The 25,105-nt window shown below is 41.7% G+C and carries 21 protein-coding genes; 10 read left to right on the top strand and 11 right to left on the bottom strand.

What is annotated here, in order from left to right:
- Nucleotides 1–260: 260 nt before the first annotated feature.
- From copI to DZ860_RS07455, 5 genes are all read right to left on the bottom strand, one after another.
- Nucleotides 261–788 (bottom strand): copper-resistant cuproprotein CopI, encoded by a 528-nt coding sequence (gene copI / locus DZ860_RS07475; protein WP_120030304.1) that lies wholly within the window; start codon nt 786–788, stop codon nt 261–263.
- 159 nt (nt 789–947) lie between these two features.
- Nucleotides 948–4,115 (bottom strand): efflux RND transporter permease subunit, encoded by a 3,168-nt coding sequence (locus DZ860_RS07470; protein ID WP_120030303.1) that lies wholly within the window; start codon nt 4,113–4,115, stop codon nt 948–950.
- Nucleotides 4,115–5,944 (bottom strand): efflux RND transporter periplasmic adaptor subunit, encoded by a 1,830-nt coding sequence (locus DZ860_RS07465; protein ID WP_120030302.1) that lies wholly within the window; start codon nt 5,942–5,944, stop codon nt 4,115–4,117. Before DZ860_RS07465 ends, DZ860_RS07470 begins: the two co-directional genes overlap by 1 nt.
- A gap of 9 nt (nt 5,945–5,953) precedes the next feature.
- A complete protein-coding gene (locus tag DZ860_RS07460) occupies nt 5,954–7,357 on the bottom strand; it encodes a TolC family protein (RefSeq protein WP_120030301.1) in 1,404 nt (467 codons plus the stop codon).
- Nucleotides 7,358–7,454: 97 nt separating this feature from the next.
- Entirely contained in the window at nt 7,455–7,967 is a 513-nt protein-coding gene (locus tag DZ860_RS07455; protein ID WP_120030300.1) for a hypothetical protein, read from the bottom strand.
- Nucleotides 7,968–8,372: 405 nt separating this feature from the next.
- Between DZ860_RS07455 and DZ860_RS07450 the strand changes: the two genes are divergently transcribed.
- From DZ860_RS07450 to DZ860_RS07435, 4 genes are all read left to right on the top strand, one after another.
- Nucleotides 8,373–9,095 (top strand): DUF969 domain-containing protein, encoded by a 723-nt coding sequence (locus tag DZ860_RS07450; RefSeq protein WP_120030299.1) that lies wholly within the window; start codon nt 8,373–8,375, stop codon nt 9,093–9,095.
- A gap of 2 nt (nt 9,096–9,097) precedes the next feature.
- Nucleotides 9,098–10,003 carry a DUF979 domain-containing protein gene (locus DZ860_RS07445; RefSeq protein ID WP_120030298.1) on the top strand — a complete coding sequence of 302 codons (906 nt, stop codon included), beginning with the start codon at nt 9,098–9,100 and terminating at the stop codon, nt 10,001–10,003.
- 38 nt (nt 10,004–10,041) lie between these two features.
- Nucleotides 10,042–10,680, top strand: coding sequence for a pyroglutamyl-peptidase I (gene pcp, locus DZ860_RS07440; RefSeq protein WP_120030297.1), 639 nt, complete (start codon nt 10,042–10,044; stop codon nt 10,678–10,680).
- A gap of 184 nt (nt 10,681–10,864) precedes the next feature.
- Nucleotides 10,865–11,236, top strand: coding sequence for a hypothetical protein (locus DZ860_RS07435; protein ID WP_120030296.1), 372 nt, complete (start codon nt 10,865–10,867; stop codon nt 11,234–11,236).
- 145 nt (nt 11,237–11,381) lie between these two features.
- On the opposite strand, the gene DZ860_RS07430 is transcribed toward DZ860_RS07435, so the two are convergent.
- Nucleotides 11,382–12,254 (bottom strand): LysR family transcriptional regulator, encoded by an 873-nt coding sequence (locus DZ860_RS07430; RefSeq protein WP_120030295.1) that lies wholly within the window; start codon nt 12,252–12,254, stop codon nt 11,382–11,384.
- 138 nt (nt 12,255–12,392) lie between these two features.
- Between DZ860_RS07430 and DZ860_RS07425 the strand changes: the two genes are divergently transcribed.
- A complete protein-coding gene (locus DZ860_RS07425; RefSeq protein ID WP_120030294.1) occupies nt 12,393–12,764 on the top strand; it encodes a YybH family protein in 372 nt (123 codons plus the stop codon).
- Nucleotides 12,765–13,020: 256 nt separating this feature from the next.
- Nucleotides 13,021–13,428 (top strand): hypothetical protein, encoded by a 408-nt coding sequence (locus DZ860_RS07420; protein WP_120030293.1) that lies wholly within the window; start codon nt 13,021–13,023, stop codon nt 13,426–13,428.
- 228 nt (nt 13,429–13,656) lie between these two features.
- On the opposite strand, the gene DZ860_RS07415 is transcribed toward DZ860_RS07420, so the two are convergent.
- Entirely contained in the window at nt 13,657–14,103 is a 447-nt protein-coding gene (locus DZ860_RS07415) for a DUF417 family protein (protein ID WP_120030292.1), read from the bottom strand.
- Nucleotides 14,104–14,272: 169 nt separating this feature from the next.
- Nucleotides 14,273–14,596, bottom strand: a complete 324-nt coding sequence (locus DZ860_RS07410) for a hypothetical protein (protein ID WP_120030291.1) — start codon at nt 14,594–14,596, stop codon at nt 14,273–14,275.
- Here DZ860_RS07410 and DZ860_RS07405 point away from each other — a divergent pair.
- Nucleotides 14,588–15,019 carry a DUF3024 domain-containing protein gene (locus DZ860_RS07405; protein ID WP_243641826.1) on the top strand — a complete coding sequence of 144 codons (432 nt, stop codon included), beginning with the start codon at nt 14,588–14,590 and terminating at the stop codon, nt 15,017–15,019. The genes DZ860_RS07410 and DZ860_RS07405 overlap by 9 nt on opposite strands.
- A 148-nt stretch (nt 15,020–15,167) precedes the next feature.
- Here DZ860_RS07405 and DZ860_RS07400 read toward each other — a convergent pair whose 3' ends face one another.
- On the bottom strand, nt 15,168–18,158 hold the full coding sequence (locus DZ860_RS07400; protein ID WP_120030289.1) for a YncE family protein: 2,991 nt from the start codon (nt 18,156–18,158) through the stop codon (nt 15,168–15,170).
- 316 nt (nt 18,159–18,474) lie between these two features.
- On the opposite strand from DZ860_RS07400, the gene DZ860_RS07395 reads away from it, so the two are divergent.
- The 3 genes from DZ860_RS07395 (at nt 18,475) to DZ860_RS07385 (ending at nt 22,889) form a co-directional block, all read left to right on the top strand.
- Nucleotides 18,475–19,437: a transposase gene (locus DZ860_RS07395; protein ID WP_207890608.1), complete on the top strand. Its 963-nt coding sequence runs from the start codon at nt 18,475–18,477 to the stop codon at nt 19,435–19,437.
- Nucleotides 19,438–19,827: 390 nt separating this feature from the next.
- The gene (locus DZ860_RS07390; RefSeq protein ID WP_120030288.1) at nt 19,828–20,373 is read left to right on the top strand and encodes an outer membrane beta-barrel protein; all 546 of its coding nucleotides are present in this window, start codon (nt 19,828–19,830) and stop codon (nt 20,371–20,373) included.
- 770 nt (nt 20,374–21,143) lie between these two features.
- Nucleotides 21,144–22,889, top strand: coding sequence for a methyl-accepting chemotaxis protein (locus tag DZ860_RS07385; protein ID WP_120030287.1), 1,746 nt, complete (start codon nt 21,144–21,146; stop codon nt 22,887–22,889).
- Nucleotides 22,890–23,100: 211 nt separating this feature from the next.
- On the opposite strand, the gene DZ860_RS07380 is transcribed toward DZ860_RS07385, so the two are convergent.
- Nucleotides 23,101–23,331 (bottom strand): PAS factor family protein, encoded by a 231-nt coding sequence (locus DZ860_RS07380; RefSeq protein ID WP_120030286.1) that lies wholly within the window; start codon nt 23,329–23,331, stop codon nt 23,101–23,103.
- A gap of 520 nt (nt 23,332–23,851) precedes the next feature.
- A complete protein-coding gene (locus tag DZ860_RS07370; RefSeq protein WP_120030285.1) occupies nt 23,852–24,958 on the bottom strand; it encodes a M20/M25/M40 family metallo-hydrolase in 1,107 nt (368 codons plus the stop codon).
- Nucleotides 24,959–25,105: the final 147 nt, after the last annotated feature.

Here is a 25,105-nt window from a genome sequence, read left to right as displayed (position 1 = left end):
ATTGAGATGATGTTCTTGGCAAAACTCAGCGGTAATCTGTAACTCTTTAGAAAACTCAGACATAAAAAAATCGGCCTCAACTATGTTGAGACCGATTATGAACCCTGCTCAGGATCGTTCAATTATTTAAAACGATCAGCATTAAGCTTTAAGCTCCCGTTTTTATTGCCTCGAATCCAGTTACTTTACAATCAATCTCGTTGCTTAGGTTTGGAATATTGATTCTTATTTACGATCATCAATCAAGCTTAATATAGATATTACAGTGTGAGTTTTTTCACCATACCAGCATTGGCATGATCGGCGAGATTACAGGCAATTTCTACCTTGTTGTCACCGTGGAAATGCCAAACAAATTGACGAGCCTTTTTAGGTTGAACAATGATGGAGCTATTAGTGTCGTGTTCCATTCCTTTCATTTTCGCCATCATTTCTCTATGCGCGGTAAGTTCATCTTTAGAGCCAATTGAAAACTCGTGTGGCTGATTTCCTGTGTTCATTACGACAAATTGAACCACATCATTAGGTTCGATATTCACTTCTTTTTTAAAAGTAATGCTCATGTCATCTGCGAGAATTACATGAACGACTTTGTCTGGCTTTGCTCCTTTAGCTGGCATTCCCACTTTTGACATGCCGTGCATGTTCATCATGTTGCTGTGATCCATTTCTTTCATCATTTTTCCGTGTTTCATCTCGCCATGTTCCATTGATGAGTGATCTATACCTTGTGCAATAGCCAACGTGCTGGTGAGAGTTAGGGCCAGTGTGAAGATTGTTTTTTTCATGGTGCTTTCCTTTTCTTTCCTTGTGAAGTCTAATTATCTGGGCGATGCTCTACATCGCCCCAGTTTCGTTAAGTTGAACGCTTGTTGGTTGTGTGTTTTGTTATGGCTTTATTTTCTGGTTCTAACCTTAGTGGTTTAGTGGTTTAGTGGTTTAGTGGTTTAGTGGTTTAGTGGTTGCTGATTGAGATTTTGATGCTCGGTTTTCTGTCGAATTAGCTCGCGTTCTTTCCACAGTTTGAACGTGGCTGGCAGCACAAGCAGTGTCAGAATCAATGCCGAAGCCATTCCACCAATCATGGGTGCTGCAATTCGCTGCATCACTTCTGAGCCGGTTCCCTCGCCATACATGATGGGAATAAGACCGATAATAACGGTAAGTACCGTCATCATGACGGGACGAACCCGAAGCCCAGCCCCCTCATTAATGGCGTCAGTAAGATCTTGTGCTTGCAACGGATTGCGATCGTGCTGTGATTGCTGCTTTTTGCTTTCCCACGCTTGGTTGAGATAAACCAACATAATGACACCAATTTCAACAGCCACTCCCGCAAGGGCAATAAAGCCAACACCAACCGCTATCGAGAAATTGAAGCCGAGATATTGCATCAACCACAGTCCACCAACCATGGCGAGAGGCAGTGTCGCCATGATAATTAGCACTTCACCCACACGACGGAAGCTCAAATAGAGCAGCAACATGATGATGGCCAAAGTGATAGGAACCACGACACTCAATCGTTCTTTAGCGCGTTCCATGTATTCATATTGACCAGACCACGCTAGTGAGTACCCAGCAGGCAATGACAACTGTGAGGCAACGGCTTGTTGAGCTTCATCCACGTAGGAGCCGAGATCTCTGCCTTCAATATCAACAAATACCCAGCCGTTTGGTCGTGCATTTTCCGTTTTGATCATTGGAGGACCATCTTCGTAACGGACATCTGCCACATCAGCAAGTGCGATACGTGCGCCATTAGGGGTCACCAATGGCAGCGTTTGAAGTGTGGTTACCGAATCACGATAGTTTTGTGGATAACGCACGTTAATCGGGTAGCGTTCAAGTCCCTCAATGGTTTCGCCAACATTCATTCCGCCAACCGCAGTTGATACGACTTGTTGAACGTCTTTAATACTCAAACCATAACGAGCTGCGGCGCGACGTTTAATATCGATAGTGACGTAACGTCCGCCGGCAACACGTTCAGCATAAACAGAAGCCGTGCCTTGAATATTATTGAGGATTGGTTCGAGTTCAGCACCGATGTTTTCAATGGTTTTCAAATCTGCGCCTGCAATTTTGATCCCGATAGGCGTTTTAATTCCGGTTGCTAACATATCAATGCGAGTTTTGATTGGCATAACCCAAGCATTGGTTAGCCCTGGGAATTGAACAAGGGCATCAAACTCTTTACGCAGCGATTCGGTTGTTACGCCGTCACGCCATTGGTCGCGAGGTTTTAGCTGTATTACTGTTTCAATCATCGTCAGCGGAGCGGGATCGGTCGCGGTATCTGCTCGGCCAATTTTGCCCCATACGGTATTTACCTCAGGAACGGTTTTGATTAATTTGTTGGTTTGCTGTAGTAACTCCCGTGCTTTACCTATTGAAATACCGGGATAGGTTGTTGGCATGTACATTAAGTCGCCCTCATCCAATGGTGGGATAAACTCGCTGCCCATTTTACTCAATGGATAGTAGGCTGAACCCATCAACGCAACTGCGATGAGAATGATTGATTTTGGGTACTTTAAACTTAACGACAGTGCAGGGCGATAGAGGGCAATCAAGCCTTTATTCACTGGATTTTTGTTTTCGGGCAAAATTTTACCGCGAATAAAATAGCCCATTAATACGGGTACCAAGGTGATGGCAAGGCCAGCTGCAGCAGCCATTGCGTAGGTTTTTGTAAACGCCAACGGCGAGAACATTTTTCCCTCTTGGCCCTCAAGTGCAAATACGGGCACAAAACTTAACGTGATGATAAGCAGCGAAAAGAACAACGGCGCGCCGACTTCTTCAGCCGCTTTTGAGATGACTTGCCAGCGATTTTCATCGGTGAGGGGTGTTTTCTCGATGTGTTTATGCACGTTTTCTATCATGACGATGGCACCATCGACCATGGCACCTATCGCAATGGCAATGCCGCCGAGTGACATGATATTTGCGTTGATCCCTTGCCAGTGCATGACGATAAATGCAGACAAAATACCCACTGGCAAACTTAGGGCGATAACCAATGACGAACGAATGTGGAATAAGAACAGTGCGCAAACAATCGCAACGACGATGAACTCTTCAGCCAGTTTTTTCCAAAGGTTTTCAACGGCAGAGTCAATCAATGTCGAACGATCATAAGTCGCGACAATTTCAACGCCCGGCGGCAAACTGCGCTGTAGCACCGTGAGTTTTTCTTTGACTCGGTCGATAACGTCGCTGGCGTTTTCACCAAAACGCATCACTATAACGCCGCCTACCGCTTCACCCTCACCATTGAACTCTGAAATACCACGGCGCATTTGAGGGCCAAGATTGATATCAGCAATATCGCCTAATAATAGCGGTGTGCCTTTCTCAGTCACTTTCAATGGTAGTGATTGAATGTCTTCGATACCAGTCAAGTAACCCGTGGTGCGAACCATATGCTCAGCTTCAGCGACTTCAATAACAGAAGCGCCGGTTTCCTGGTTGCCGTTTTGAATCGCCATATTGACTTGCTGCAAGGTGAGATCATAAGCACGCAACTTCGCTGGATCAATTTGAACCTGATATTGCTTCACCATACCGCCGACCGTCGCCACTTCAGAGACGCCCGCGACCGTTTGCAATTCATATTTTAAAAACCAATCTTGCAAGCTACGTAACTCGGCAAGATCGTGTTGCCCAGTTTTGTCTTGCAACACATAGCTATATATCCAGCCCACTCCCGTTGCATCTGGCCCGAGTGTCGGTTTGGCATTCGGTGGCAGTTTAGGAGCGACTTGACTTAGGTATTCTAAAACTCGTGAGCGAGCCCAATACATATCGGTATCATCATTAAAAATGATATAGACATAAGAATCGCCAAAGAATGAATAACCACGAACGGTTTTCGCGCCCGGTACTGCGAGCATTGCGGTAGTGAGTGGGTAGGTGACTTGGTCTTCCACCACTTGTGGTGCTTGACCCGGATAACTGGTTTTAATGATCACCTGCACATCTGATAAATCAGGTAGCGCATCAACTGGTGTATTCTTCACGCTGTAAAGACCCCCAAGGGTCAAAAAGAGTGTCGCGACCAAGACGAGAAATCGGTTGTTGATTGACCAACGAATAATGGCTGCAATCATTACATCTCCTCCTTGTGATCAGATTCCGTATTTTGTGTCTCGATACGTTCGAGACTGAACTCAGAACCATTTTTAGCGACAAGAAAACGTAATTTCTGCCCCTCAGATAGACCACTAAGATCGATACTGCTGCCAACGGTGAAGTTCATCTCTCCAGCTTGCCAGTCCCATTGTGGAATTGCGGAGTGGGAGAGTGTGATCATGTCAAAATCCGCCATGAGCATAGTGATTGAGCCATCGACCCACACCTCAGTGGCTATTGCGTCTTTGTTTGATTTGCTGTTATTGAAACGAAAATCGACAATCTGATATTGGCCATCTGGGGTTTTCGCCATTTCAAATTCAATCGTTTGACCGCGTTGCAGTTCCTGCCATTGTTTGTCTGAGAGCATGACAGAATCAGCAAAGGTAAAGTTCATCACCATCCCTGGCCAATTCCACTCAGGTACTGGTTGATGGTTGATGGTGAGCATTCGATGACCTTGCATAACATCGGTGATTTGACCTTTTGCCCATACCGTTTCTAGTGGTGATGAGGTTTGATGATCATTACGCATAGAAATACGCGATAAGTCAGCGGATTGGCTTGACTCTGAGTCAATTAAGAAATGTGCAGAAGTGACGATGCGATCCTGTTCATTCAACCCTCCGCTAACTTCAATTAAATCGCCCGCTTCTTTTCCGATTTCGATACGTGTTGAGCGATATTTGCCATTGCCCTCAGCAAGAACAACTCGTGTCATTCCTCCAGCACGGATCACAGAGGAGCGAGGAACGGTCAATACTGATTGCTCACTGACAGGTTGCAACGCGATGTTAGCAAACATATTGGGTTTCAATTCGCCATCGGGATTAGGGAACTTAAGGCGAACACGCAGCGTTCGTGTCTTGGGATCAAGAATCGGATAGACGTAGTCGATACTGCCTTGCCATGTTTTTCCGGGAATTGCATCGAGCGTCATTGTGGCGTCTGTCCCTGCTTTCATCCACTGAGCTTGGCGCTCAAAGACTTCTGCATCGACCCACACTTCGTTTAAAGGGCCAGCACTGATCACTGCTTGCGCAGGTGATAAATAGCCGCCCTCACGAATATTCAGGCTGGCGATAATCCCATCGGCGACCGCTTTTACTTCAATCGTTTGAGTTGCTTTACCACGTTTTACGATTTGTGTTATTTGAGAGCGATCCACCCCTAATGTCACGAGTCGTTCGGTTGCACCTGTAACAAGACCACTGCGACCGGTTCGATACGCATTTAATAACTCTTCTTGCGCCTTGACGACTTCCGGCGAATAGAGCGTGAAGAGTACATCGCCTTTTTGAACACGTTCACCGACCGCATTAATAAATAACTTCTCAACCCAACCCGCAACGCGAACGTTGGTTTGCCATAGCTGGCTTTCATCAAAAGCAATATAACCGACGGTTTCGATACGAGGAGATAATGTATTCCAAGCTACCTGAGTCGTTTTTACGCCAAGATTATTTTCAACTGAGGGGCTAATTTTCACCGTACCGGCTTTATCGCCTTTATTACCCAGATCACTGGCGTAAACCGGAATGAGATCCATACCCATTGGTGATTTTCCCGGTTTATCACGTTGATAATTCGGGTCCATCGGTGCAACCCAATATAACGGAGCATCGTCCTCTGATGATGAAGATTCCTGGGCCACTTGTGTATCCATACCCATAATAGGGTGCAATAGGCCGTTGAATGCAGATGATTGGCTGATACCCACGCCCAGTGCAATGCCGATTAATAAAGCGACAGGGGCAATCTTGGTAATGTGCTTAGAAGTCTGATTTGTTTTTGTATGTGTGCTCATTGGATTGTCCTAATTTGTCGGTTGAGTATCATGAATTGAGTAAGTCGCTGGCGTGACTTGGTAATCAAACGCACTTAATAGTGCCGCCAAATTACTGTTCACAATATTCAGATCCGTCACTAAACGAGCTTGTTCAAGTTGCAGATTCAGCGCTTCACGACTAGCTGAAATCACATCATTAAATTGTGCCGTGTTGTTTTGATAGCCACGTTCTACAGCGTCGATTCGAGCTTCTACTTGTGGTAACAAGGTTAGGCTGTAGCGTTCTAATCGCTGAGTTAGGTTACTTCTATCGACCAAGAGGCGATTCACATTGGCGTTCATTTGCGCCAATAGGCGGTCTTTTTGCTGCTGTGTTGCTCCAAGTTGATATTGCGTCGCAGCATGAGTTCGATCTTGTCGGTTACCTGTAAATAGGGGGATATCCATGGTGAGGTATGCACTGACCAGATCTGAGGCCGGTTCTCCACGCATATTGTTGGCTTGTCGATAGGCATACATGACTTCAACCCCAAATTGCGGTTGATAGGCTTGTTCAGCTATCTCTACTTGAGTGTGATTAGTCGCAATGGCGATATCCGCCATTTTTACCATTGGATGTTGTGCGAGTAGGCGATAGTGTTGTGTCTGATCACGCTCTGTATCGATTAACCCATCAAGCTTTATCCAGTCGAGTTGATTGGTCGCCTGTAAATTTGGTTTTGGGTTGGATGGATTATTATCGAGCCATTTTGAACCGAGCCACTCTGAAAGCTGCGCAATGATGCGTTGCTGCATCTGCTGATTTGCATTGAGCTTTTCATCTAACTGGCTAACTTGAAGTTGAGCTTGTAATAGATCTTGAGCTTCACTGGTGCCAATGGCGTAATTGGTTTGAATGACGTTTTCGAGTTCTCTCAATAGACGCTGATTTTCACGCAAAATCTGCTGCGCTGTTTGTTGATAGCCAAGTTCAAGCCACAGTTGGCTCATCGCATTGGCAATGTCTAATTCCCGAGCTGCGCTTTGTAATGTGATGCTATCAGCTTGTTGGTTAGCTTTTTTCTGTTGTAAATCTAATGTGTCACCACGCTCAAATTGCTGCATAACACCCAAAGAGATGTTGGTCATAGGGTCGTCATCGAATTTGAAACTGTCAGTGGGTAGCCCACCAACGCCGATTTTTACTTTTGGATCCATAAGAGTGGCACTAGCTATACCAGTTTCACGAACCGCTTGTGATTGCGCGGCAAACTGCTTGCGAGTTGCATCATGAGTAATAGCTTGTTCGATTAATCTTGTTATCGAGTGTGAAACAGCGATGCGAGGGGGGCTCTCACTGTTATGAGCCATTGCCATTGGCGCGGAAATAACTGCCACGGCGCACAAGGAGTGAGCCAAAACGCTTGGATTGTTCATCACAAAAATATCCATTCTTTAAGCGCATACATTTAGGGCGAATGGCCTCTAATGTATAGGCGCAACTAATCACCTCGAGAGAAAGTGTCGAGGGCCGAAAAGGAGAACAGAATTAAGCTATAGGGGGGCGGTAGAGCGAACTTGGCTCGAAGGTTTCTGCAGTAAGCCCCTCAAGAGGCATTAGTGCGAGCTGAGTATGTTGAAAATGCGAAGCACGGGCTTGAGAGAGGGCAGCCATGACGTTGGTGCAGGTTGCATCACAACAGTTATGACTCATGTTATTACCATCGGCGCAGTTGATCATGCTATCGATATTGTTACTGCCAATCTCATTCTCAACGCTAGTTGAATTGTGATGTGGGCTATTAGATGGTGCTCTAGTTAAAGCATGATGCGTTTGATTGGGGTCCATACTCTGATTCATCGCATGATGACTAGAGTCGTTGTGCCCTGAGCTATGCATCAATTCATCATTATTGTCGTCATGCGATGACATCGTCATTTTCGTGTTGGCTTCGATCATTTGAAATGTCATAAGCGGCGCACTAGAAACGACGCTAGACACCAATAAGGTGAGCGCTGTAACTAGAGTTAACCATGTCGATTTCAACGTAACCGATGACATTCAAATAAGCCAATCAAAATAAAGAGATATATGGAATATAAAGCTTACCCCTAGGGTAAAGTCAACTAAGAGTGTCAGTTTTTATTTCAGATCTTGGGATTCACTCAGTTATGAATAACCTGCAAGACGATGTTATTTGGTTTTCAAATTAGTATTGAATATTGGGTTGTACGCAGTGCGAAAGGTAGCAGGTATAAGGTGGCAAGAGATTTTTAAAACAGTTTTTCTAAAGGCTAATTCTATAAAAATATTAAATTGGAATCTTATTTTCGAAAAATAAAAGTGATTGAAATCACAAAAATATCTAATTGAATCGTTTGCATTCGCTTCCGTATACTCGAAGCATCGGTGATTTTTGTATTTCATTGATAACAAATATATAAACAGGAAGTACAGAGGGTACCTATGATTGATTTTTGGCCATTGATTGGCATTGTGATAATAACCGTGGGTCTTGCTCTCAAGCAGAATACGTTGTTAGTTATATTAGTTGCCGGGGTTGCAACTGGTTTGGTCGCGGATATCGCGGTAATGGAGATCCTATCGATATTAGGACAATCTTTTACTCAAAACCGTTACATGTCTCTTTTCATCCTTATCTTACCTATGATCGGCATTCTTGAGCGTTACGGCTTACGTCAACGTGCAGAAGCTTTGATCGGTTCTATGAAAAAAGCGTCAGTAAGTAAAATTTTAATGACCTACCTTTTACTGCGCAAAGTGACCAATGGTATGGGGCTGAGTATTGGTGGTCATCCATCAATGATTCGTCCGTTAATTGCACCTATGTCAGAAGCGGCGGCTGAGAAATCATCACCAAATCTTTCAGACGAGAAACGTCAATCAATTCGTGCGCTGGCTGCGGCGAGTGAGAACTTCGGTAACTTCTTTAGTCAGCTATTGTTCATCGGCACTGGTGGTATTTTGTTGATTAAAGGCGTAATGGCTGACAACCAGTTGGACGTAAAACTTGAAACAATGGCGCTTTGGGCTTTGCCAACAGCGATTGCTTCATTTGTGGTGTTTTCATTGTTTGCGAAATTCATTGAATCTCGCTTGAACCGTCAATCAGCAGATGCTGTGACTGAAACTTCTACGACAGAAACTGCACAAGAAGAAGGGAAGTAATCATGCTTGAGTATATCTACCAAACAACAGGTTTGTTGTTACTTGCTTTCTCACTACAGAGTTTCCTTGATAAACAGAACCCAAAACGCATCGGTAGCGGTTTATTTTGGCTGATTTACGGTATTACGTTTATTTTTGGTGCGATGATCCCTCACTGGGTAACGGGTGTGATGGTGTTAATGCTGACAGCTTTAGCCGCTGGTGGCTTTATGGGCATTGGTAACTACGGCACGACATCAGATGAAGAGCGTACAGAAACAGCGTCTGTCCTTAAAAATAAGTTGTTTGTTCCTGCGGTAATCGTGCCTGTTGGTACTGTGGCAATCAGCCAATTCACTTCATTGGGCGCACTCGTGGGCCTAGGTGTGAGTTCAATCGCGGCGATTTTTGTTGCGTTGATGATCACCAAAAGCCGCCCAATGCACAGTTTGAATGAAGGTCGACGTTTGATTGACTCTATTGGTTGGGCTGCGATTTTGTCGCAATTTTTAGCGGCGCTAGGTTTTCTATTCAATCAAGCAGGTGTGGGCGATACCGTTGCTCAGATCGTTAAGATGATGATCCCTGAAAACATGGTATTAGTGAATGTGATCGCTTACTGTGCGGGCATGATGATCTTTACCGTTGTTATGGGTAATGCTTTCGCGGCATTTGCAGTAATAACGACAGGTATTGGTATTCCACTGTTAATCGTTGAACACGGTGGTAACGCAGCCATTATTGGTGTGTTAGGCATGTTATCTGGTTACTGCGGTACGTTAATGACGCCGATGGCAGCCAACTTTAACGTTGTACCTGCGGCACTATTAGAGTTGAAAAACAAACACCATGTCATTTTGATGCAGGTCATGCCAGGTATGGTAGTTTTGATGTTCAACATCTTCGTTATGTACACCTTTGCATTTTAAAATTAACCACCTAGAGATTAACTACCTAGAGAAGCATTATGAAAAAAGTACTAATTACTGGTTTTGAACCCTTTGGCGGCGCATCGATTAACCCAGCATTAGAAGCGGTTAAAAAACTGGATGGTATTGAGCTAGAGGGTGGCAAGATTGTTATCTGCGAAGTGCCAGTGACTCGCTACGAATCGATTGATACCATCATCACAGCGATTGAAGCAGAGCAACCTGATTTTGTTATCACGGTTGGTCAAGCGGGCGGTCGTGCGGCGATCACTCCTGAACGTGTTGCGATTAACGTGGATGACTTCCGTATTCCTGATAACGGCGGCAATCAGCCAATTGATGAGCCAGTGGTTGTTGATGGCCCAGACGCTTACTTTACTACGCTGCCAATCAAAGCGATTACGCGCGCGTTGCAAGAGAAAGGCATTCCTTGCCAAGTTTCTAACACGGCAGGTACGTTTGTTTGTAACCACGTGTTCTACGGTGTTCAGCACTACCTCCGCGATAAAAACATTGGCCATGGTTTTATTCACATTCCATTGTTGCCAGAGCAAGATACAACCGGTAACCAAGCAACTATGTCTTTGGATGTGATTGCAGAGGGTTTACGCCTAATTGCTCAAGCTACATTAGACAATAAAAAAGACATTGCGATCACTGCTGGTCAGATCTGCTAATTCGCCAATGGTTTTCTGCTGATTAATCAAGCCCCACATGTGGGGCTTTTTTGTAGGAAATCACTTCACGGAGATCACGCTATAGTGATTTCCTACATCATTGAATGCTAAAGTTAATGCCGAGAGGTGAACTAGGGCGTACACTTAAGTTCGCATATTCCAGCAAGATCAGGAGAAGTCATTAATGACCCATGAAACAGTAACAATGGAAGTTCCAGTCGCCGTTGCCGAACGAGTGCAAACGTTAATCGATGCTCACGTTGCCAAAGAACAGTTTAAGGCTGAGCAGATGCTGGTGGTCAATAACCTACTTGCTATGGATGGGCTGAGTTGTGAAATGGCGGTTTATAGCCTTCCTCAGAATGAACTACTCGATACACTCAGATTTGTATACGAAATCTCAGGCACTAACAGTAAATTCATCAAAAATATTCTTACCCTGACCCGAGAGAATCCAAGCAAAGTGCTGTCTGATGCTCAGCGTTCATCAGCGAAGAGCTTATTGTTTAACCTACTGAATGACCCATCAGTGATTTCAGCAATGAAAGAAAGTTAATAGGTAGTTCCCTTTTTTGTAACGATGAGCTTTATAACGATAGGCAATATGAATAACAGGTTTTATGAAGCTATTGGAGAGTGGACTTAAGGGATCAACGGCGTCTATAAAGCGCCGTTTTTTTTATCTATTAAGCATAGCTAGATTAATGACCTGCGGTTTGAGATAACTGACGCTCTATCGCATCAAGACAAACCGAGACGCTCAAAGGCGGCGTATGATTGAAAGAGTGCAGTGCGTAAATAGGATTAATGGGTAAAACGTGCTGAGGGAATAGGGTAACTAACATCGGCGCTAACGTGCCTAAGTGAAAGTCTGGAACCAATCCAACACCAGCGTCTGCTTTGATCAATGAAACACAGGTGTAGAAAGAGTTTGTGATGCATTTAGCTTCACATTTCAATTCAATATCGCCCAGCGATGCACTTTCCAAAATATGATGAATCTGTTTGCTTTGCCATGAATTAGCAATATATGGCGTCGTATCTGCATTAAACGCGGCGACAACATTAGGCGTTGCACATAGCACATCTCGAAATTCCCCAATACGCCTTTGCTTGAGAGAGCTTTCTCGTGAATGACCAACGCGAATGGCTAAATCGATATTTTCAGCAATGAGATCTAAATGTTCATCACTGCTAATGAGTTCAGGTACCAATAGCGGGTATTGCTGCATCACCTGTGCTATAGCAGGGCTAATGAGTGTTTCCATTAGCGCATTTGGTGCGGTAATACGGATAGAGCCTTTTGGTGTCGTTAAGCCTTGTTGGGCATTTTGCCATGCAGAGTCTGCCACTTGATTGAGTGATCGACAACCTGCATAAAAAGATTCGCCCGCGACCGTGAGAGTTTGTCGGCGAGTGGTTCGCTTAAGCAAACTGACTCCCAATTCCTGTTCCAACGATTTTAAATGTTGGCTTACCACCGATTTGGAAAGATCTAAAGCATCGGCTGCTGCGGTAATAGAACCACATTCAACGATATGAGCGAAGAGAGACATCTGACGTAAGCGATTCATAGTGATTGTTCTGTTTTATTAAACAATGAATTTTAATATAGGTGTTTTTCTTCCTTATTCAAATGACTATTCTTATTGGTATCGTTTCTATACCCAACTATTTCGTAAAATTTGGGCTGTCACTATTAGGAAATAACTATGTCTTCATCTGAATTGGAAATCTGTCAACGTGGTATCGCTGACTGGCAACTTGCTTTTAACCGTCAAGATGCCGCTGGTTGCGCTGCTGCTTATTTAGAAGATGCAGTGATGCTTGCGAAACCATTTGGTGAGTTTAAAGGGCGCGAAGCTATTCAAGCATTTTGGCAGGGCATTATGGATCAAGGTTTTCACAGTGTTGATTACACCGATGTGAAGTGGGAAATCGCCGAAAATGGTGGATATGTCTTATCAGCCAGTTGGACAATGAATAAAGCACTTGGTGTGGTTCATCGTGAGCACTGGACGCTAGATGTGGACGGTAAAGCTCGCATGGTAAGTGATGAGTTTGAAGTTTTGGGTGAGCGATAAACTCATCGAATAACCTACATTTAAGTGTTTGTTATAGTGTGATATTCAAGCCACTTATTCGAATAAGTATCTACATTTATTTGCATCCAAGTAACAGAATCATGTTCTCTGATGGATTTGTATGCTGTGACTAAGTGGCGATTAAAATTGACCAAGAATCATAAATGAAAAGAGCCTGTGCCGATCAATCTGTTATTGCAGAACTTTACTATTAAGAGCTAGTATAGATGCCCTTTTTATACGTAAAGATTTCATTATGTCAGATGAAGAACTAGCACTAGACTGGATGCGTCAACAAGCTCGTAAAATTGATCCATATACCTTAGATCCGACATTTGATGATTGTGTAGAATTGATCACGCCTGTTTTTAAAAAAGGGAAAGGGGTCGCACAATTAAAGTTTTTGTTAGGAGAAGCTGACCGCAGAGCTGGCGCGGCAGAGCGTAAGCATGCAGCCCTAAAATACGCTAAAGAAAAAAGTCCCAATGCTGGTCAAATTCTGCGTCTTCAAAGCAAACTTCAACAAGTTGAATTGGCGTTGAAGTTAGCAACTGGTGACAACAACATGACCATATCGCAATTCTGTTCAGAGTACGACGTAAGCAAGCGAGACGGAAACACAGCATGGCATGAAAAGTTGGTTCAACAAAGTAAAAGAAAGTAACCGCTTCAATCCCTCAATTATGCTGCTGTTTTTTCAAACGAGTAAGATCGGTATTGTCATAACATCTCAATGACTTGATCATACATCGCGACTTCATTTCATGGTATCTCGTGGCAATACCTGCTTGTTTTCCAACTGTTAACAGAAAAAAACGAGCAAACATATTATACAAATGAGGACTAATAGAGCTTACTTTAAAGGTGACTTATTTCGGCTCTATATTGATGATTAATTCTTAGGTTTGTTTCGTTCGATAACACTGATTGATATCGCTAGAAACAGAATGTCTTTGACTAAGAAAAAATTGGTAATCAATATCCCGTCAGAGACTTTCCATGTGTTCGGGGTAGTCAGAAGAAAGCTTAATGTAGATACAAAAATAATCGTTGCAGCTATGCCAGAAAAGTAAGCTATTTTGGTGTGTTTAATACCAATGATAAGCCCAATAGCAACAATAATTTCTGTTGTGCCAATGATATTAGATACCGCTTGAACGGAGATGACGTCATATAGCCAACCCATCGCGAAATGGTTTTCAACCAGTGGTTGAATGAGTTTCGCTTCGGTAGGGGTAAATTTATAGATTCCAATCCAAGCTAGAATTAATGAAACCCCAAAAACACCGATAAGGTATCCGATGTTATTTTGCTTCGAACTATTTTCTACAGCATGCATAAATAATATTCCTCATAGTTAGCATGCAGAAGAAGACCCAGAAAGCGGTAAAAACATTTCATTGAGAACACTTACCCAACATCGACTCGAATGCCAGTATCAGGTAACGATACAAAATTTAAATCAACATCGATTGTATCTTGCCTTATCTTTGCAAAGATAAGCGACATCAAAATAACGAACCTTGCTGTGAATTTGAGTCGTTGATGTTAAACGGTGAATCTACATTACTATGATGTGTTACCCAAACCATGTTACTTCTAGGAAACTCACGCTTTAATGCTTTATGCGCGTATTTTTTGATACTCACGACATCTGTGATCAATGAAGTGTTAGTAAATCCAGTTTCAACAATTTGGAAGTGAGCTGGATCAATGCAGTAAATAAGAAAACCGCGATCTTTCTTGTAAGTTTTAAACTGAATGGCATCTTTCGGTTGTAAGAGTTTTAGTTGTCGATCTATTAATGGTGCGACTTGCGAGATATGAATCATAATAGCTTAACATGCGCGTTAGATAAGCTAATATTAGCAAAATGGAATTTAACAGCCAAAGGCTTTGGGAGAGAAATGGCGTTCTCTGAATTCGAACAAAAGCGATATGGAAAAGCAGTTGAAGTTTATCTCGACTCTCGTCGACCACCAGTAGAGATGAGAAAAAAGTTGGATATCGGCTATCGGATAGAAGGGCAAGCAATAGAAATATTCACAGTTCGCCCCAAATGGAATGCTCCGAGTGAAAAAATGGAAAGCCCTATAGCAAAAGTGAAGTTCAACAAATCACAGGGCGGATGGAAAGTCTATTGGATGAAGTCTGATTTAAAATGGCATATTTATGAGCCAGTGCCCGAGGTAACTTGTCTTGATGCTTTCTTCGACGTTCTAAATGCTGACGTATACGGAAGTTTTTGGGGATAGCTTGTTACCATGCTATTCTATGGTAACAAGCTGAATTGCTGATAAATTAAGTCAGTCTCGCCAATAATTGCTTGTTCAACTATTGGCGGGATCTCAATTTCTCGTGTGGAACTTTTAACAAGAGAAATTATGATTCAGTCATATCAAATTAGCGGTATTTGTAATCAATCCAACCGTTTGAGAACTTCCATTGATTTCCATTTGACCAGAACACTTCAGGTTGTTGTGTACATTGGCTTCCACTATTTACGAAACCAATCCCGTAGAAATCGGTTTTATTTATCGCACACAGTGCTTGTCCATTATCTGTTACAACTTGCTCACCTTTTTGCTCGGGAGAGTACAGTGATAACCATTCAAATTCATTAACAGAAGAGGCGACATTCACTTTATCTCCATTTGGTAGGCGATAAGAAATCTCCTCACCACCAGTACAACGGTATTGTGTATCATCAACGGCTTCAACGTAGCCATGTAACGTTGTTGAGCCAGTTTCTGTTGTGTATTCAAAACGACACAGGTACGGATCATCACCATGGATCGGCATTTTCGCCAGCATCATGCGTTCTTGATTGTTAAGAGCTTTTGGTGTGAATTGTTCTGAATGAGCAAACCAACCTTGAGGCATGTCAGAGAACGTCATGAAGTACTCATCAAGCGGATACATGTGTGATTCGCTACGATGTTTACGTTTACCATGGCTTATACCTGCATAGTGGTACGCGCTGTTTTCTTCTTTGTAGAAGCCATTGATATTGTCGTCCATGTACGGCATATCACCTTTGCGAATGTGGTAGTTCGCAACAACAGTCATTAATGGTTGCCAGCCGTTGCCTCCATTCGCAAAACTGGTGTTGTGACCATAAGATTTTCCGTCGAATCCGTGACCAAATTCATGGGCAATAATACCCCATTGACCATAGTAGTGGCTGTAGAACATCCACGTATCCACCCCCATAATACCTGCAGAACCTAGACCACCACCCATTGCGGTGATACCTGCATTCACATATGGACGTTTCAACATGCTGTTGTAGTAGTACTCATAATCTTCAGCAGTGAAGTAACCGCCGGGTTGATCTACTGGGCCCGCATACGCGTGCATGTTGTAGTCCATAATATCTTCAAAATTAAACCAAACATGTTTAAATTCATCTGATGATACCAGGTGTGCAAAGTTAGTCATAATGATCAACCATTCACGCGCATATAGCCCATTCATATCACGCCATTTGTGATCAGCGGTGCCTGCAAATCGAATTTCCCATGTCGGTTTTAAACGAGATAGTTTTTGTGCAAACTCATCTGAACTTGAGCTAAAGCGATGTTCAAATAGGTCTTTAATTTCGATATCACTAGTAAATAAATCCGCAAGATCAAATACGCCATCATGGTTAGCACTGTTAAATTGGTAATTTGAACTAAATGCGGATAATGGAAGCACAATTTGGGCATAAGCTGGGATACGGTCAATAGTGCCTAATGTAAACCATTTATTTACACCATTAAGTTTCAGTTCTGATGATATATCTCGGAGTTCTTTGGCTGCGTAGTTGGTAATTTGAACGGTATTATTATCTAACAGCTTAGTTTGCACCAAAGAATTAATATTGACAGAACGCAACTCGCGGTTAGTTAAAACCTCATGAGCTTCGTCATTACCCAATACTTGAGTTACTGACGTTGGCATCAACTGATCAAATTTAATCGTATCTTGTTCAATGGTATCACCGGATATAAACGTGATTTCGTTGTTCAATAAATGATTAATTGAAATTCGTTCACTAGTTGCAGTTACCATCTCATTGTTTGAGAAATGAATATCTTTTAAATTAGAAATAGCTTTGCCATCTAGTGCTTTAATAGTTTTTTGTGGCTCGCCAAACTCAAACCCATTTTGGACAAATGTCTCTGCATCATGCCATTCAATGCGATTATTAAAGGTAACAACTAATGTATTGTTATCTAAGTCAATTTTTTGAACGTTTAGTGAAACAACTTTTTCAGCCGCTAAATCAACACCATCGATTAATGCTTGTTCTACCTTTGTTAAATCATAAATAAAGTAGCCACGATCTGCTGTAGAAACAATGAGATGATCACCGATGGTGTGCATTTGTACTTTACGATTACTGTACTTTCCTTCGAAAGTAAGGAAGCCAGCCCGTTTCGCAAAATTAGGATTATCAGGCGTTAAGTCTTTTTGACGATACACAGATATACGTGTTTGAGCATCGGTTACAAAAACATAGTCGTTTGTTGCCGCAGAAGCTTGAGCATGAATGAGTCCATTAACCCCAGACCATGACCCAGTGCCAGAACCTAAAGATACAATCAGTTCATTGTTGTTTTCTAAATCAAAGATATCAACACGATTCGACGACAAAGAAGAAACATATAAACGACCGTCTGTAATCGATATTTCGTTAATACGGTTATATGCTTGATAGCCACGAGGAGTATCAATTCCTTCAATTCGACCGATTATTTCTTTCGTGTTGATGTCTAAAATAGTAATAAACGCTGGATTCGTATCTTGTGTTACAAATAATCTATCTTGATAACGCTCAACTGCGGTAATTGCTAGATTGTCAACGCCCAATTGTTCAGCAGTAATAAATGTGCCATTACTAAAGTACTGTTGAGTCGTTTCAAAATCGTTTACTTTACAAGATGTTGTTTCAAGGGCTACATGAGTTGGGCCATTTGCATCTACAGTACCGTCTGGAAAATACTCCATTAAGCAGCCATTACCATAATCATAGTTACCAAATCGCTTGTTAACGACAACCATGCCACCGTCATACCAAGTTAGCTCCCAGTCGTTATCAATGAAATCGAATACATTGCGGAATGCTGTTTCATCTAAAAAAGGTTTAGGCAGATCAAAGAAAATATAGTTATCGTCAGTGATGTAGTATTTTTGTCCATTCACTTCGATTTTACGTTTGCCATTTTCAACAATGACATTATTTGCATCTGACGCATAAATGCGTAGTTCATCAATTTTATTCACGATGCTCTGATGCATGGTTTCAGAAGTTGATTTGAAATAACTTTGCTCTGCATCGTTAGTTGTTGCATAAGCATTGACTGACAACAGTGATGCTATCACAGCTGGTAAATATTTAATTTTCATAACAATCTCAATTAGAGTTGGACATACTGTAAATCCATATGCTCTTACTCTAATGAAAGGTATGCACATATTCCACTTTGTGTATGTGATCTTAATTCAATAAAATCTATATAATTCAATAATTTATTTTTATCGTTATGACGGTTGATAGTTGAGTTAGGCGGGGGAGTTATAGTCAAAGTTAACGGGGACACACACTATAAAGTAAGCAAAGTATGGATTGCTGTTAACTTTGCTGTAAGTTGGGGAATTCAGTCTTGCCGCTGTATTTAGTTTTCTTATGCTAAATAAACTAAATACAGCAACAAGGACGATGATGACAATAGCTAGAAAACAACAGATCTCTGTGGATGTAACACCATATTATCATTGTGTTTCCCGTTGTGTCAGACGTAGTTTTTTATGTGGTATTGACCCGCTAACAGAGCAGAATTACGAGCACCGCCGAGACTGGATAAAACAGAAAATATATACGCTTTCTCAAGTTTACTGCATTGATATCTGCGCCTACGCGATTATGAGCAATCACTATCATTTGGTCGTGCACATTAATCAAGATAAAGCATTGGCTCTGTCTAACCATGAAGTGGTTGAGCGCTGGCGACAAGACCATAAACTCCCTGGACTAATTATGCGTTGGCTAGCAGGGCAATTAATTAGTCGTGCAGAAACAGAAGCGTGTGTATCGATCATTGACTCGTGGCGATCTCGCTTGTGGAATCTAAGTTGGTTCATGAAAGAGCTTAACTATGACATCGCTTGTCAAGCTAATAGAGAAGATGAGTGTCGAGGACATTTTTGGGAGAGCCGCTTTAAAAGCCAAGCTTTGCTGGATGAGCAAGCATTAGCTGCTGCGATGGCTTATGTCGACTTGAATCCGTTAAGAGTCGGTGTTGCTACAACGCCAGAAACATCGGAATTCACTTCTATTCAGGCGAGATTGGAAGCATTAAACCACCAACAAGAAACAGCTCCTTGCCTACATCCATTCATTGGTAACTCAACCGACGAAAAACTAGACGGTATCCCATTTCGCTTGATGGATTATATTGAGTTAGTTGATTGGACTGCACGGCAATATAGAGAGAACAAAGCTTCTCTAAATTCAGCTACGCCACCAATCCTACAGCGACTTAATTTAACTCAACTTAATTGGTTGAAAGCTTGCACCGAACTGGAGAAGCACCGAAGTTCGGCAGTAGGTTGCATGCAGGATCTAAGAATAGTTAGACATGCTTTAAATAAAAAAAGGATACATCTATTTCGTATGGATGGATAAAGAGCGCCCTATCTGATTAAATCAAAAAAAACATCTCAATAATGAATGATAGCCAAGTTTTGGCATCGTCAATTATCACTTTCCTCTATTGCTACAATATCGTGACAGTATGGATACATTTTTGTTGTTGGTAGCCTGTTTGAAAACACTAATAATATTTTTTCAGCTTTAACTTTAGATATCTGTGGTTGTGAATTATGGAGGAGTTATGGCGTGTGTCCCTTATGCTTTTTTGACTGCGAGGTTTTTTGTAAACACAGATGCTATTAATTTTGCGACAAGGTTAACTAATATTTATAACTATTCAATACAATCCCAAAACTCACTGATATATGATGTGTGGCATTGTTGCATATGTGGATTTTCCGTTATTTATTAGGTGATTATAAAATGAATAGAGTTATACCGTTGGTGATCTTATCAGCAGTCAGTTTTGGTTCTCTTGCGGATGTTGAACATAAATTAGGCATTAAATTTAGTCGATTGGATCAAACAACGAGCCTGAATGGTTTTGTTGGTGAAGCAGATGACAAAGGAAATATGTATGGCATCGAATATACACTTTTATCACCTATATCAGATAACGAGATAAATAAGGTAAAACTAGGTGTTAATCTTGGGGTTGATATTACAACGTTGGACTATGGAACCACAGAAGAGGCTGATTTCACATTCATCACACTAGCACCAGTTGTAAGCTATTCCTTGACAAAAGAGGTTGATGTTTACGCAAAAGCGGGCTTTACGTCTTGGGGTGCGGATTTACCTTACTCAATTCATTTGAGTGGGACTGATTTTATTTATGGTTTGGGTATCACGTATCAATCATTTAATGGTGCATATTCTGGACTAGAAGTGACTCAATTTGAAGGTTCAGATGATGGAGTTACTATAGAAAATACCATGGCATCTATTAAAGTAGGTTATAAATTCTGATTTAACAATAATATCTGATTATTGCGTCAATGAGCAATTATTGACGCATTTTTCTGTTTTTTCCCTTTATAAAAATTAATTTAATGAAAGAGATTATAGATTTTTTGTTTATCCCTGATGTTTTTACATAGCAAAAATGGCTTTGTATTCTCTCTATAAGCCTATCACAATTAATTATTAATAAATACGCCGTCCGGATTATTTGCGACCATTACCGGATAGGTATTTTCACGACTGATTTGAGAAGAAATAAACGTTTATTTGTTTTATATAGTTATCGATATCTTGGTCAGAGAATTAATAGAGTTAATATATAAGTAAGATCGCAGTATCAAGTTTCATTCCTGTTTACCATTCACTTTCTATTCTTATGCTTACTCCGGTATCTATTTGGTATTTATTGAGAAAGATAGCTAGAGAGTAACTCGCGAGAGTAGAACGAATGTCGCGATACCAGTTTTGAATATGACACATCGCCAGATGACTATTTATTCAAAAATTATATGGTATTATTGGTCATGCATAACGTATGAATATTGCTTTAAGAATCGTTAAGCATAGCAGGATGATAATGGATTTATCTTCTCGACAGTGGTTAAATTCGGGCTACAGTTCTGTTGTGAAAACCTATGTAACCAATTGAATATATGTGGCTTTGTGATCGCTGTATCATCAATGAAATAAAATTTTAATACAGGATTGTCATCATAAAACATTCTTTTATTTAGGGATATTATGTCCGCCGCACATAAAAGGAATTGGTACTATCGATGAAGAAATCCCTCCCTTTCAAGATGAAAATTATCTTAATTTTCATCATTATCACTTCAATTACCATTTTGACGTCATATTTCAGCGCTCGTCACCATATTAGTAATTACATTTATCAGAGCGACACTGAAAACATCAATAGTCAAATCAACCTAGTAAAGGACAAATTGGTTGAAGATATAAATAATAAAATTATTTTGGCGGAAAACTTAAACTTTGGTTTGATCGCAATTAAATCCACGCAAGAAAAAACGGGGTTTTATAACATCGTAAAAGTGGTGAGTGACTTAGTCTTTAATCCTGAGGGGAGCATTGATAACCCTGATGAAGCGCAACCGTTCATTGACATGATTGCTTCGGTCAATGGTAAGGTGAGAGTCAGTGATATCGTTTATGAAGATGGTAAACCTCTTTTAACTATCATTGTACCTAGCGGTAAAGATGGAGGAAATATTTTCTATATTGATCTTAGCGATACGCAAGAACTTTTAGCTTCATCTGCGGTTGATGGTAGCTACATGGAACTCATCGACCCAAGCAACAATGTCCTGTTCTCAAACAAAATTGAGGGGGATCTTATTCCACTTCCGGACACTTTTGACGTTCGTGGAAGTCAATGGAGCCTAACTGGCTATATTGATAATGTCTATATTTTGCAAAATACCGCCAAACTTAATAATGGCATTACGTTTGCCTTAGTTATCTCTGGGATCATTATTATCGCCCTTAGTATTGTCGCCGTTAATATTGCCTTTAAGCCGATCGTTTCACTACGTAACATTGTCACGGATCTTTCTCAAGGGAATGGAGATTTAACCCGTCGCTTAGAGATAGATACTCAAGATGACCTAGGGAAGATCGCAACGGGTATAAACCTGTTTATTGAAAAACTGCAAATTATGATGTTGGAGGTGGCAGCATCGAGTGAACAGATCAAACAGGGTATTAATGTTGTTAGTGACAATGCAGATTCAAACCAAACTCTACTAACGGCCCATTCGAAAGAGACTGAGCAAGTTGTAACGGCTATTACGGAAATGAGTTCTACTGCAGAATCTGTCGCGCAAAGTGCTGCTGATGCAGCAAAATTGACTCATCAAACAAACGATGAAGCAAATTTGTCGAAAGCGGTTGTGCAAGAAGCGGTGCAAAGTGTTTCAGCTTTGGTTGAAGAGGTTGCTAGCATGTCTCAGTCCATTACCGCAATGAGTAAAGATACTGACCAGATTGGCTCTGTTCTTGGTGTTATCGGCGAAATTGCCGAGCAAACCAATCTGCTGGCTCTAAATGCCGCCATTGAAGCTGCTCGCGCTGGTGAACAAGGTCGAGGTTTCGCCGTTGTTGCAGATGAGGTGCGCACGCTAGCAGCTCGTACTCAGCAAAGTACATCCCAAGTCAATGAAATGCTGACTAAGCTACGCAATGGAAATAACACCGTTGTGAATGCGATGAAAACTACGCAATCGAGTTGTCAGCAGACTTCAGAAACCACGGCTCGTGTGATGAACTCGCTGGATTCAATGACTGAATCAATTATAGAAATCAATGATTTAACTACACAAATAGCAGCATCAGCTGAGCAACAGAGTGTGGTGACTGAAGAAATCAACCGTAATATGACGAGCATTCAAGAGATGATCAACAACATTAGTCACAACGGACAACAAACGGTGAATAGTACTCACCAGCTTACTGATACCAATACTCAGCTTGGGGACGTTGTTGGCCGCTTTAAGCTAAGTTGATAATGATCCAAGCGGATTAGTGTGGCTTACTCTAATAAAAAACCACTCGATAGAGTGGTTTTTCCATTTCAAAACTTAAAACTTAAGTGCTGTAGGCCTAAGTGCTATCGACTTAAAGGCTCTGATAGCCTTGCTCACGACTCAATAGGCGCTATACGGACGTCGTTAAATTCGCTCTCGGGAAAAGAGCCAATATAGAAAGTATAGAGATTTAGTGTTCAGGAGTTTCTAACAAGTGAATAACGCTATCCACCGCATTACTGATGGCTTCGTGGCTTTCTAATTTCCCGGAACTCGCTGGCCCAAGTGCACCAGCATACAGAGCAAGCTGTTTATCAAAAGGCAAATCCAACTGTTCATATAGGTTTTGTCTTATGGTTGCGTGTTGTTCTGGGTCTTGGTTAGCAAGGTTTACAAGTGTTTCATAAATAAGGGGTTTCATGTCATGTCCATTTGTAATAGTTCACGGGTTGCATATTATTGTACGCGTATGTTGCTTGTAATTCTTACGTGACAATCACATAAAAAGAGACTGTGGCGTCAATCGTTAGTTTTGACGCTGGTTTCATTCCACTTAATTACTAAATAGTCACTGTCTCTAAAGTTTGAATTGCCGAATTAATTGAGTGTATTCATCCGCAGTTTCAGCCCTATTTGCCTCTGGAAGAACTGATATTATTAGTAATCCCAGGTTTAACTAAAAGCCTCAACGTTTTTTTACTCTTTCCCGGCACCGCTTTAAATCTAGGGAAAGATATGTAAATAACGTAGACATGAGCACGGCATTTTACAACTTGGCAATGAGAATTATTAATTATATGTAAGGGGGAAATGGGCTGAGAGTGTAGGGGGGAACGCTTTTATCGCAAATTTTTAAATAGAGAGCCGCTGCTTCAGAGTAACTAGCAAAAAACCACTCGATAGAGTGGTTTTTGTCATTTCACTACTTAAAACGTAAGTGATTAATGCGTTAGATAGTGCTTAACGAACTCACAAACTTTAACCATGTCTTCGATAGCGATGAACTCTTCAGTTGTGTGCACTTTTGCCATACCTGTTGAGATGTTCACCGTCGTTAAACCTTTCGCATTGAAGTTATTTGCGTCGCTACCGCCACCTGTTGCTTTAGTTATTGGATCACAACCAATAGCAGAGAAAGAGGTTTTAACTGTTTCGATGTGAGGGTGGTCATCAGCGATCACAAATGCGTTGTAAGCGCGAGTTGATTCAATTTCAACTTCTGCACCGTGTTTCGCCGCCGCTGCTTCGAACGTTTCAATCATATGGTTAACTTGAGCGGTCAGTTTATCATCGTTTAATGAACGAGCTTCTGCGATGATTTCAAGTTCAGGCATGACGATGTTAGTCGCGTTACCACCATGGACAATACCGATGTTAGCCGTTGTCTCTTCGTCGATACGTAGTAGATTCATTTGAGTGATTGCATCTGCAGCTACACCAATTGCACTAATCCCTTCTTCTGGTGCTAGTCCCGCATGAGCAGGGCGGCCTTTGATCGTAGCAACAATTTTTTGCTGACCCGGAGCCTTGTTTACGATGGTGCCAATTGGGCCGCCAGTATCAAGAACAATCGCTTTATTTGAGGTGATGCATCCCATGTCGAAGTGTTCTGAGCCGTGTAGGCCACCTTCTTCGTGAACGGTGAAAGCAATCTCGATGGTTTTGTGCGCAAGATTTTCAGCTTGAATGCAGCGAACCGCTTCGATAATCGCAGCAATACCTGATTTGTCATCACCGCCTAAAATTGTATTACCTTTTGAGCGGATAATACCGTCTTCAATGATGGGTTCAATGCCGATGCCCGGAGTTACGGTATCCATGTGACAGCTTAGTACGATGCTGTCTTCAATTTCACCCTCTAAACGCGCATAGATATTGAAACCATTGGTGAATTCTTGAGGTACTGGCAATTTTTGTACGCTAAAACCAAGCATGCCCAATTGTTCTGCAAGAGTGGTCGCAATTGCGAGTTCATTGCCTGTTTCACTGTCGATTTTCACTAGTTCAATAAAGTGGTCTACAAGTCTTTCGCGATTAATTTGAGTCATTGTTATATCTCGTAAGGGAACAGAGGGAGATACATTACCCCTTAGCTACAGAGGGAAACACTGAGGTAAATCAATGTTTATTACGCTGCTGCTTAAGTGCTGTTTTTTTCGACGTATGGGAGTTTGAATGTAAATAAATTGTTACAA

The organism is Vibrio sinensis (genome assembly GCF_003605645.1).
Lineage (GTDB): Bacteria > Pseudomonadota > Gammaproteobacteria > Enterobacterales > Vibrionaceae > Vibrio > Vibrio sinensis.
This window is presented reverse-complemented; position numbering and strand designations above follow the sequence as displayed.

What these genes read in the sequence shown, in the direction of transcription:
- copI (WP_120030304.1), bottom strand. Translation starts at nt 788, where the DNA reads ATGAAAAAAACAATCTTCACACTGGCCCTAACTCTCACCAGCACGTTG.
- DZ860_RS07470 (WP_120030303.1), bottom strand. Translation starts at nt 4,115, where the DNA reads ATGATTGCAGCCATTATTCGTTGGTCAATCAACAACCGATTTCTCGTC.
- DZ860_RS07465 (WP_120030302.1), bottom strand. Translation starts at nt 5,944, where the DNA reads ATGAGCACACATACAAAAACAAATCAGACTTCTAAGCACATTACCAAG.
- DZ860_RS07460 (WP_120030301.1), bottom strand. Translation starts at nt 7,357, where the DNA reads ATGGATATTTTTGTGATGAACAATCCAAGCGTTTTGGCTCACTCCTTG.
- DZ860_RS07455 (WP_120030300.1), bottom strand. Translation starts at nt 7,967, where the DNA reads ATGTCATCGGTTACGTTGAAATCGACATGGTTAACTCTAGTTACAGCG.
- DZ860_RS07450 (WP_120030299.1), top strand. Translation starts at nt 8,373, where the DNA reads ATGATTGATTTTTGGCCATTGATTGGCATTGTGATAATAACCGTGGGT.
- DZ860_RS07445 (WP_120030298.1), top strand. Translation starts at nt 9,098, where the DNA reads ATGCTTGAGTATATCTACCAAACAACAGGTTTGTTGTTACTTGCTTTC.
- pcp (WP_120030297.1), top strand. Translation starts at nt 10,042, where the DNA reads ATGAAAAAAGTACTAATTACTGGTTTTGAACCCTTTGGCGGCGCATCG.
- DZ860_RS07435 (WP_120030296.1), top strand. Translation starts at nt 10,865, where the DNA reads ATGACCCATGAAACAGTAACAATGGAAGTTCCAGTCGCCGTTGCCGAA.
- DZ860_RS07430 (WP_120030295.1), bottom strand. Translation starts at nt 12,254, where the DNA reads ATGAATCGCTTACGTCAGATGTCTCTCTTCGCTCATATCGTTGAATGT.
- DZ860_RS07425 (WP_120030294.1), top strand. Translation starts at nt 12,393, where the DNA reads ATGTCTTCATCTGAATTGGAAATCTGTCAACGTGGTATCGCTGACTGG.
- DZ860_RS07420 (WP_120030293.1), top strand. Translation starts at nt 13,021, where the DNA reads ATGTCAGATGAAGAACTAGCACTAGACTGGATGCGTCAACAAGCTCGT.
- DZ860_RS07415 (WP_120030292.1), bottom strand. Translation starts at nt 14,103, where the DNA reads ATGCATGCTGTAGAAAATAGTTCGAAGCAAAATAACATCGGATACCTT.
- DZ860_RS07405 (WP_243641826.1), top strand. Translation starts at nt 14,588, where the DNA reads ATGAATCATAATAGCTTAACATGCGCGTTAGATAAGCTAATATTAGCA.
- DZ860_RS07410 (WP_120030291.1), bottom strand. Translation starts at nt 14,596, where the DNA reads ATGATTCATATCTCGCAAGTCGCACCATTAATAGATCGACAACTAAAA.
- DZ860_RS07400 (WP_120030289.1), bottom strand. Translation starts at nt 18,158, where the DNA reads ATGAAAATTAAATATTTACCAGCTGTGATAGCATCACTGTTGTCAGTC.
- DZ860_RS07395 (WP_207890608.1), top strand. Translation starts at nt 18,475, where the DNA reads ATGACAATAGCTAGAAAACAACAGATCTCTGTGGATGTAACACCATAT.
- DZ860_RS07390 (WP_120030288.1), top strand. Translation starts at nt 19,828, where the DNA reads ATGAATAGAGTTATACCGTTGGTGATCTTATCAGCAGTCAGTTTTGGT.
- DZ860_RS07385 (WP_120030287.1), top strand. Translation starts at nt 21,144, where the DNA reads ATGAAGAAATCCCTCCCTTTCAAGATGAAAATTATCTTAATTTTCATC.
- DZ860_RS07380 (WP_120030286.1), bottom strand. Translation starts at nt 23,331, where the DNA reads ATGAAACCCCTTATTTATGAAACACTTGTAAACCTTGCTAACCAAGAC.
- DZ860_RS07370 (WP_120030285.1), bottom strand. Translation starts at nt 24,958, where the DNA reads ATGACTCAAATTAATCGCGAAAGACTTGTAGACCACTTTATTGAACTA.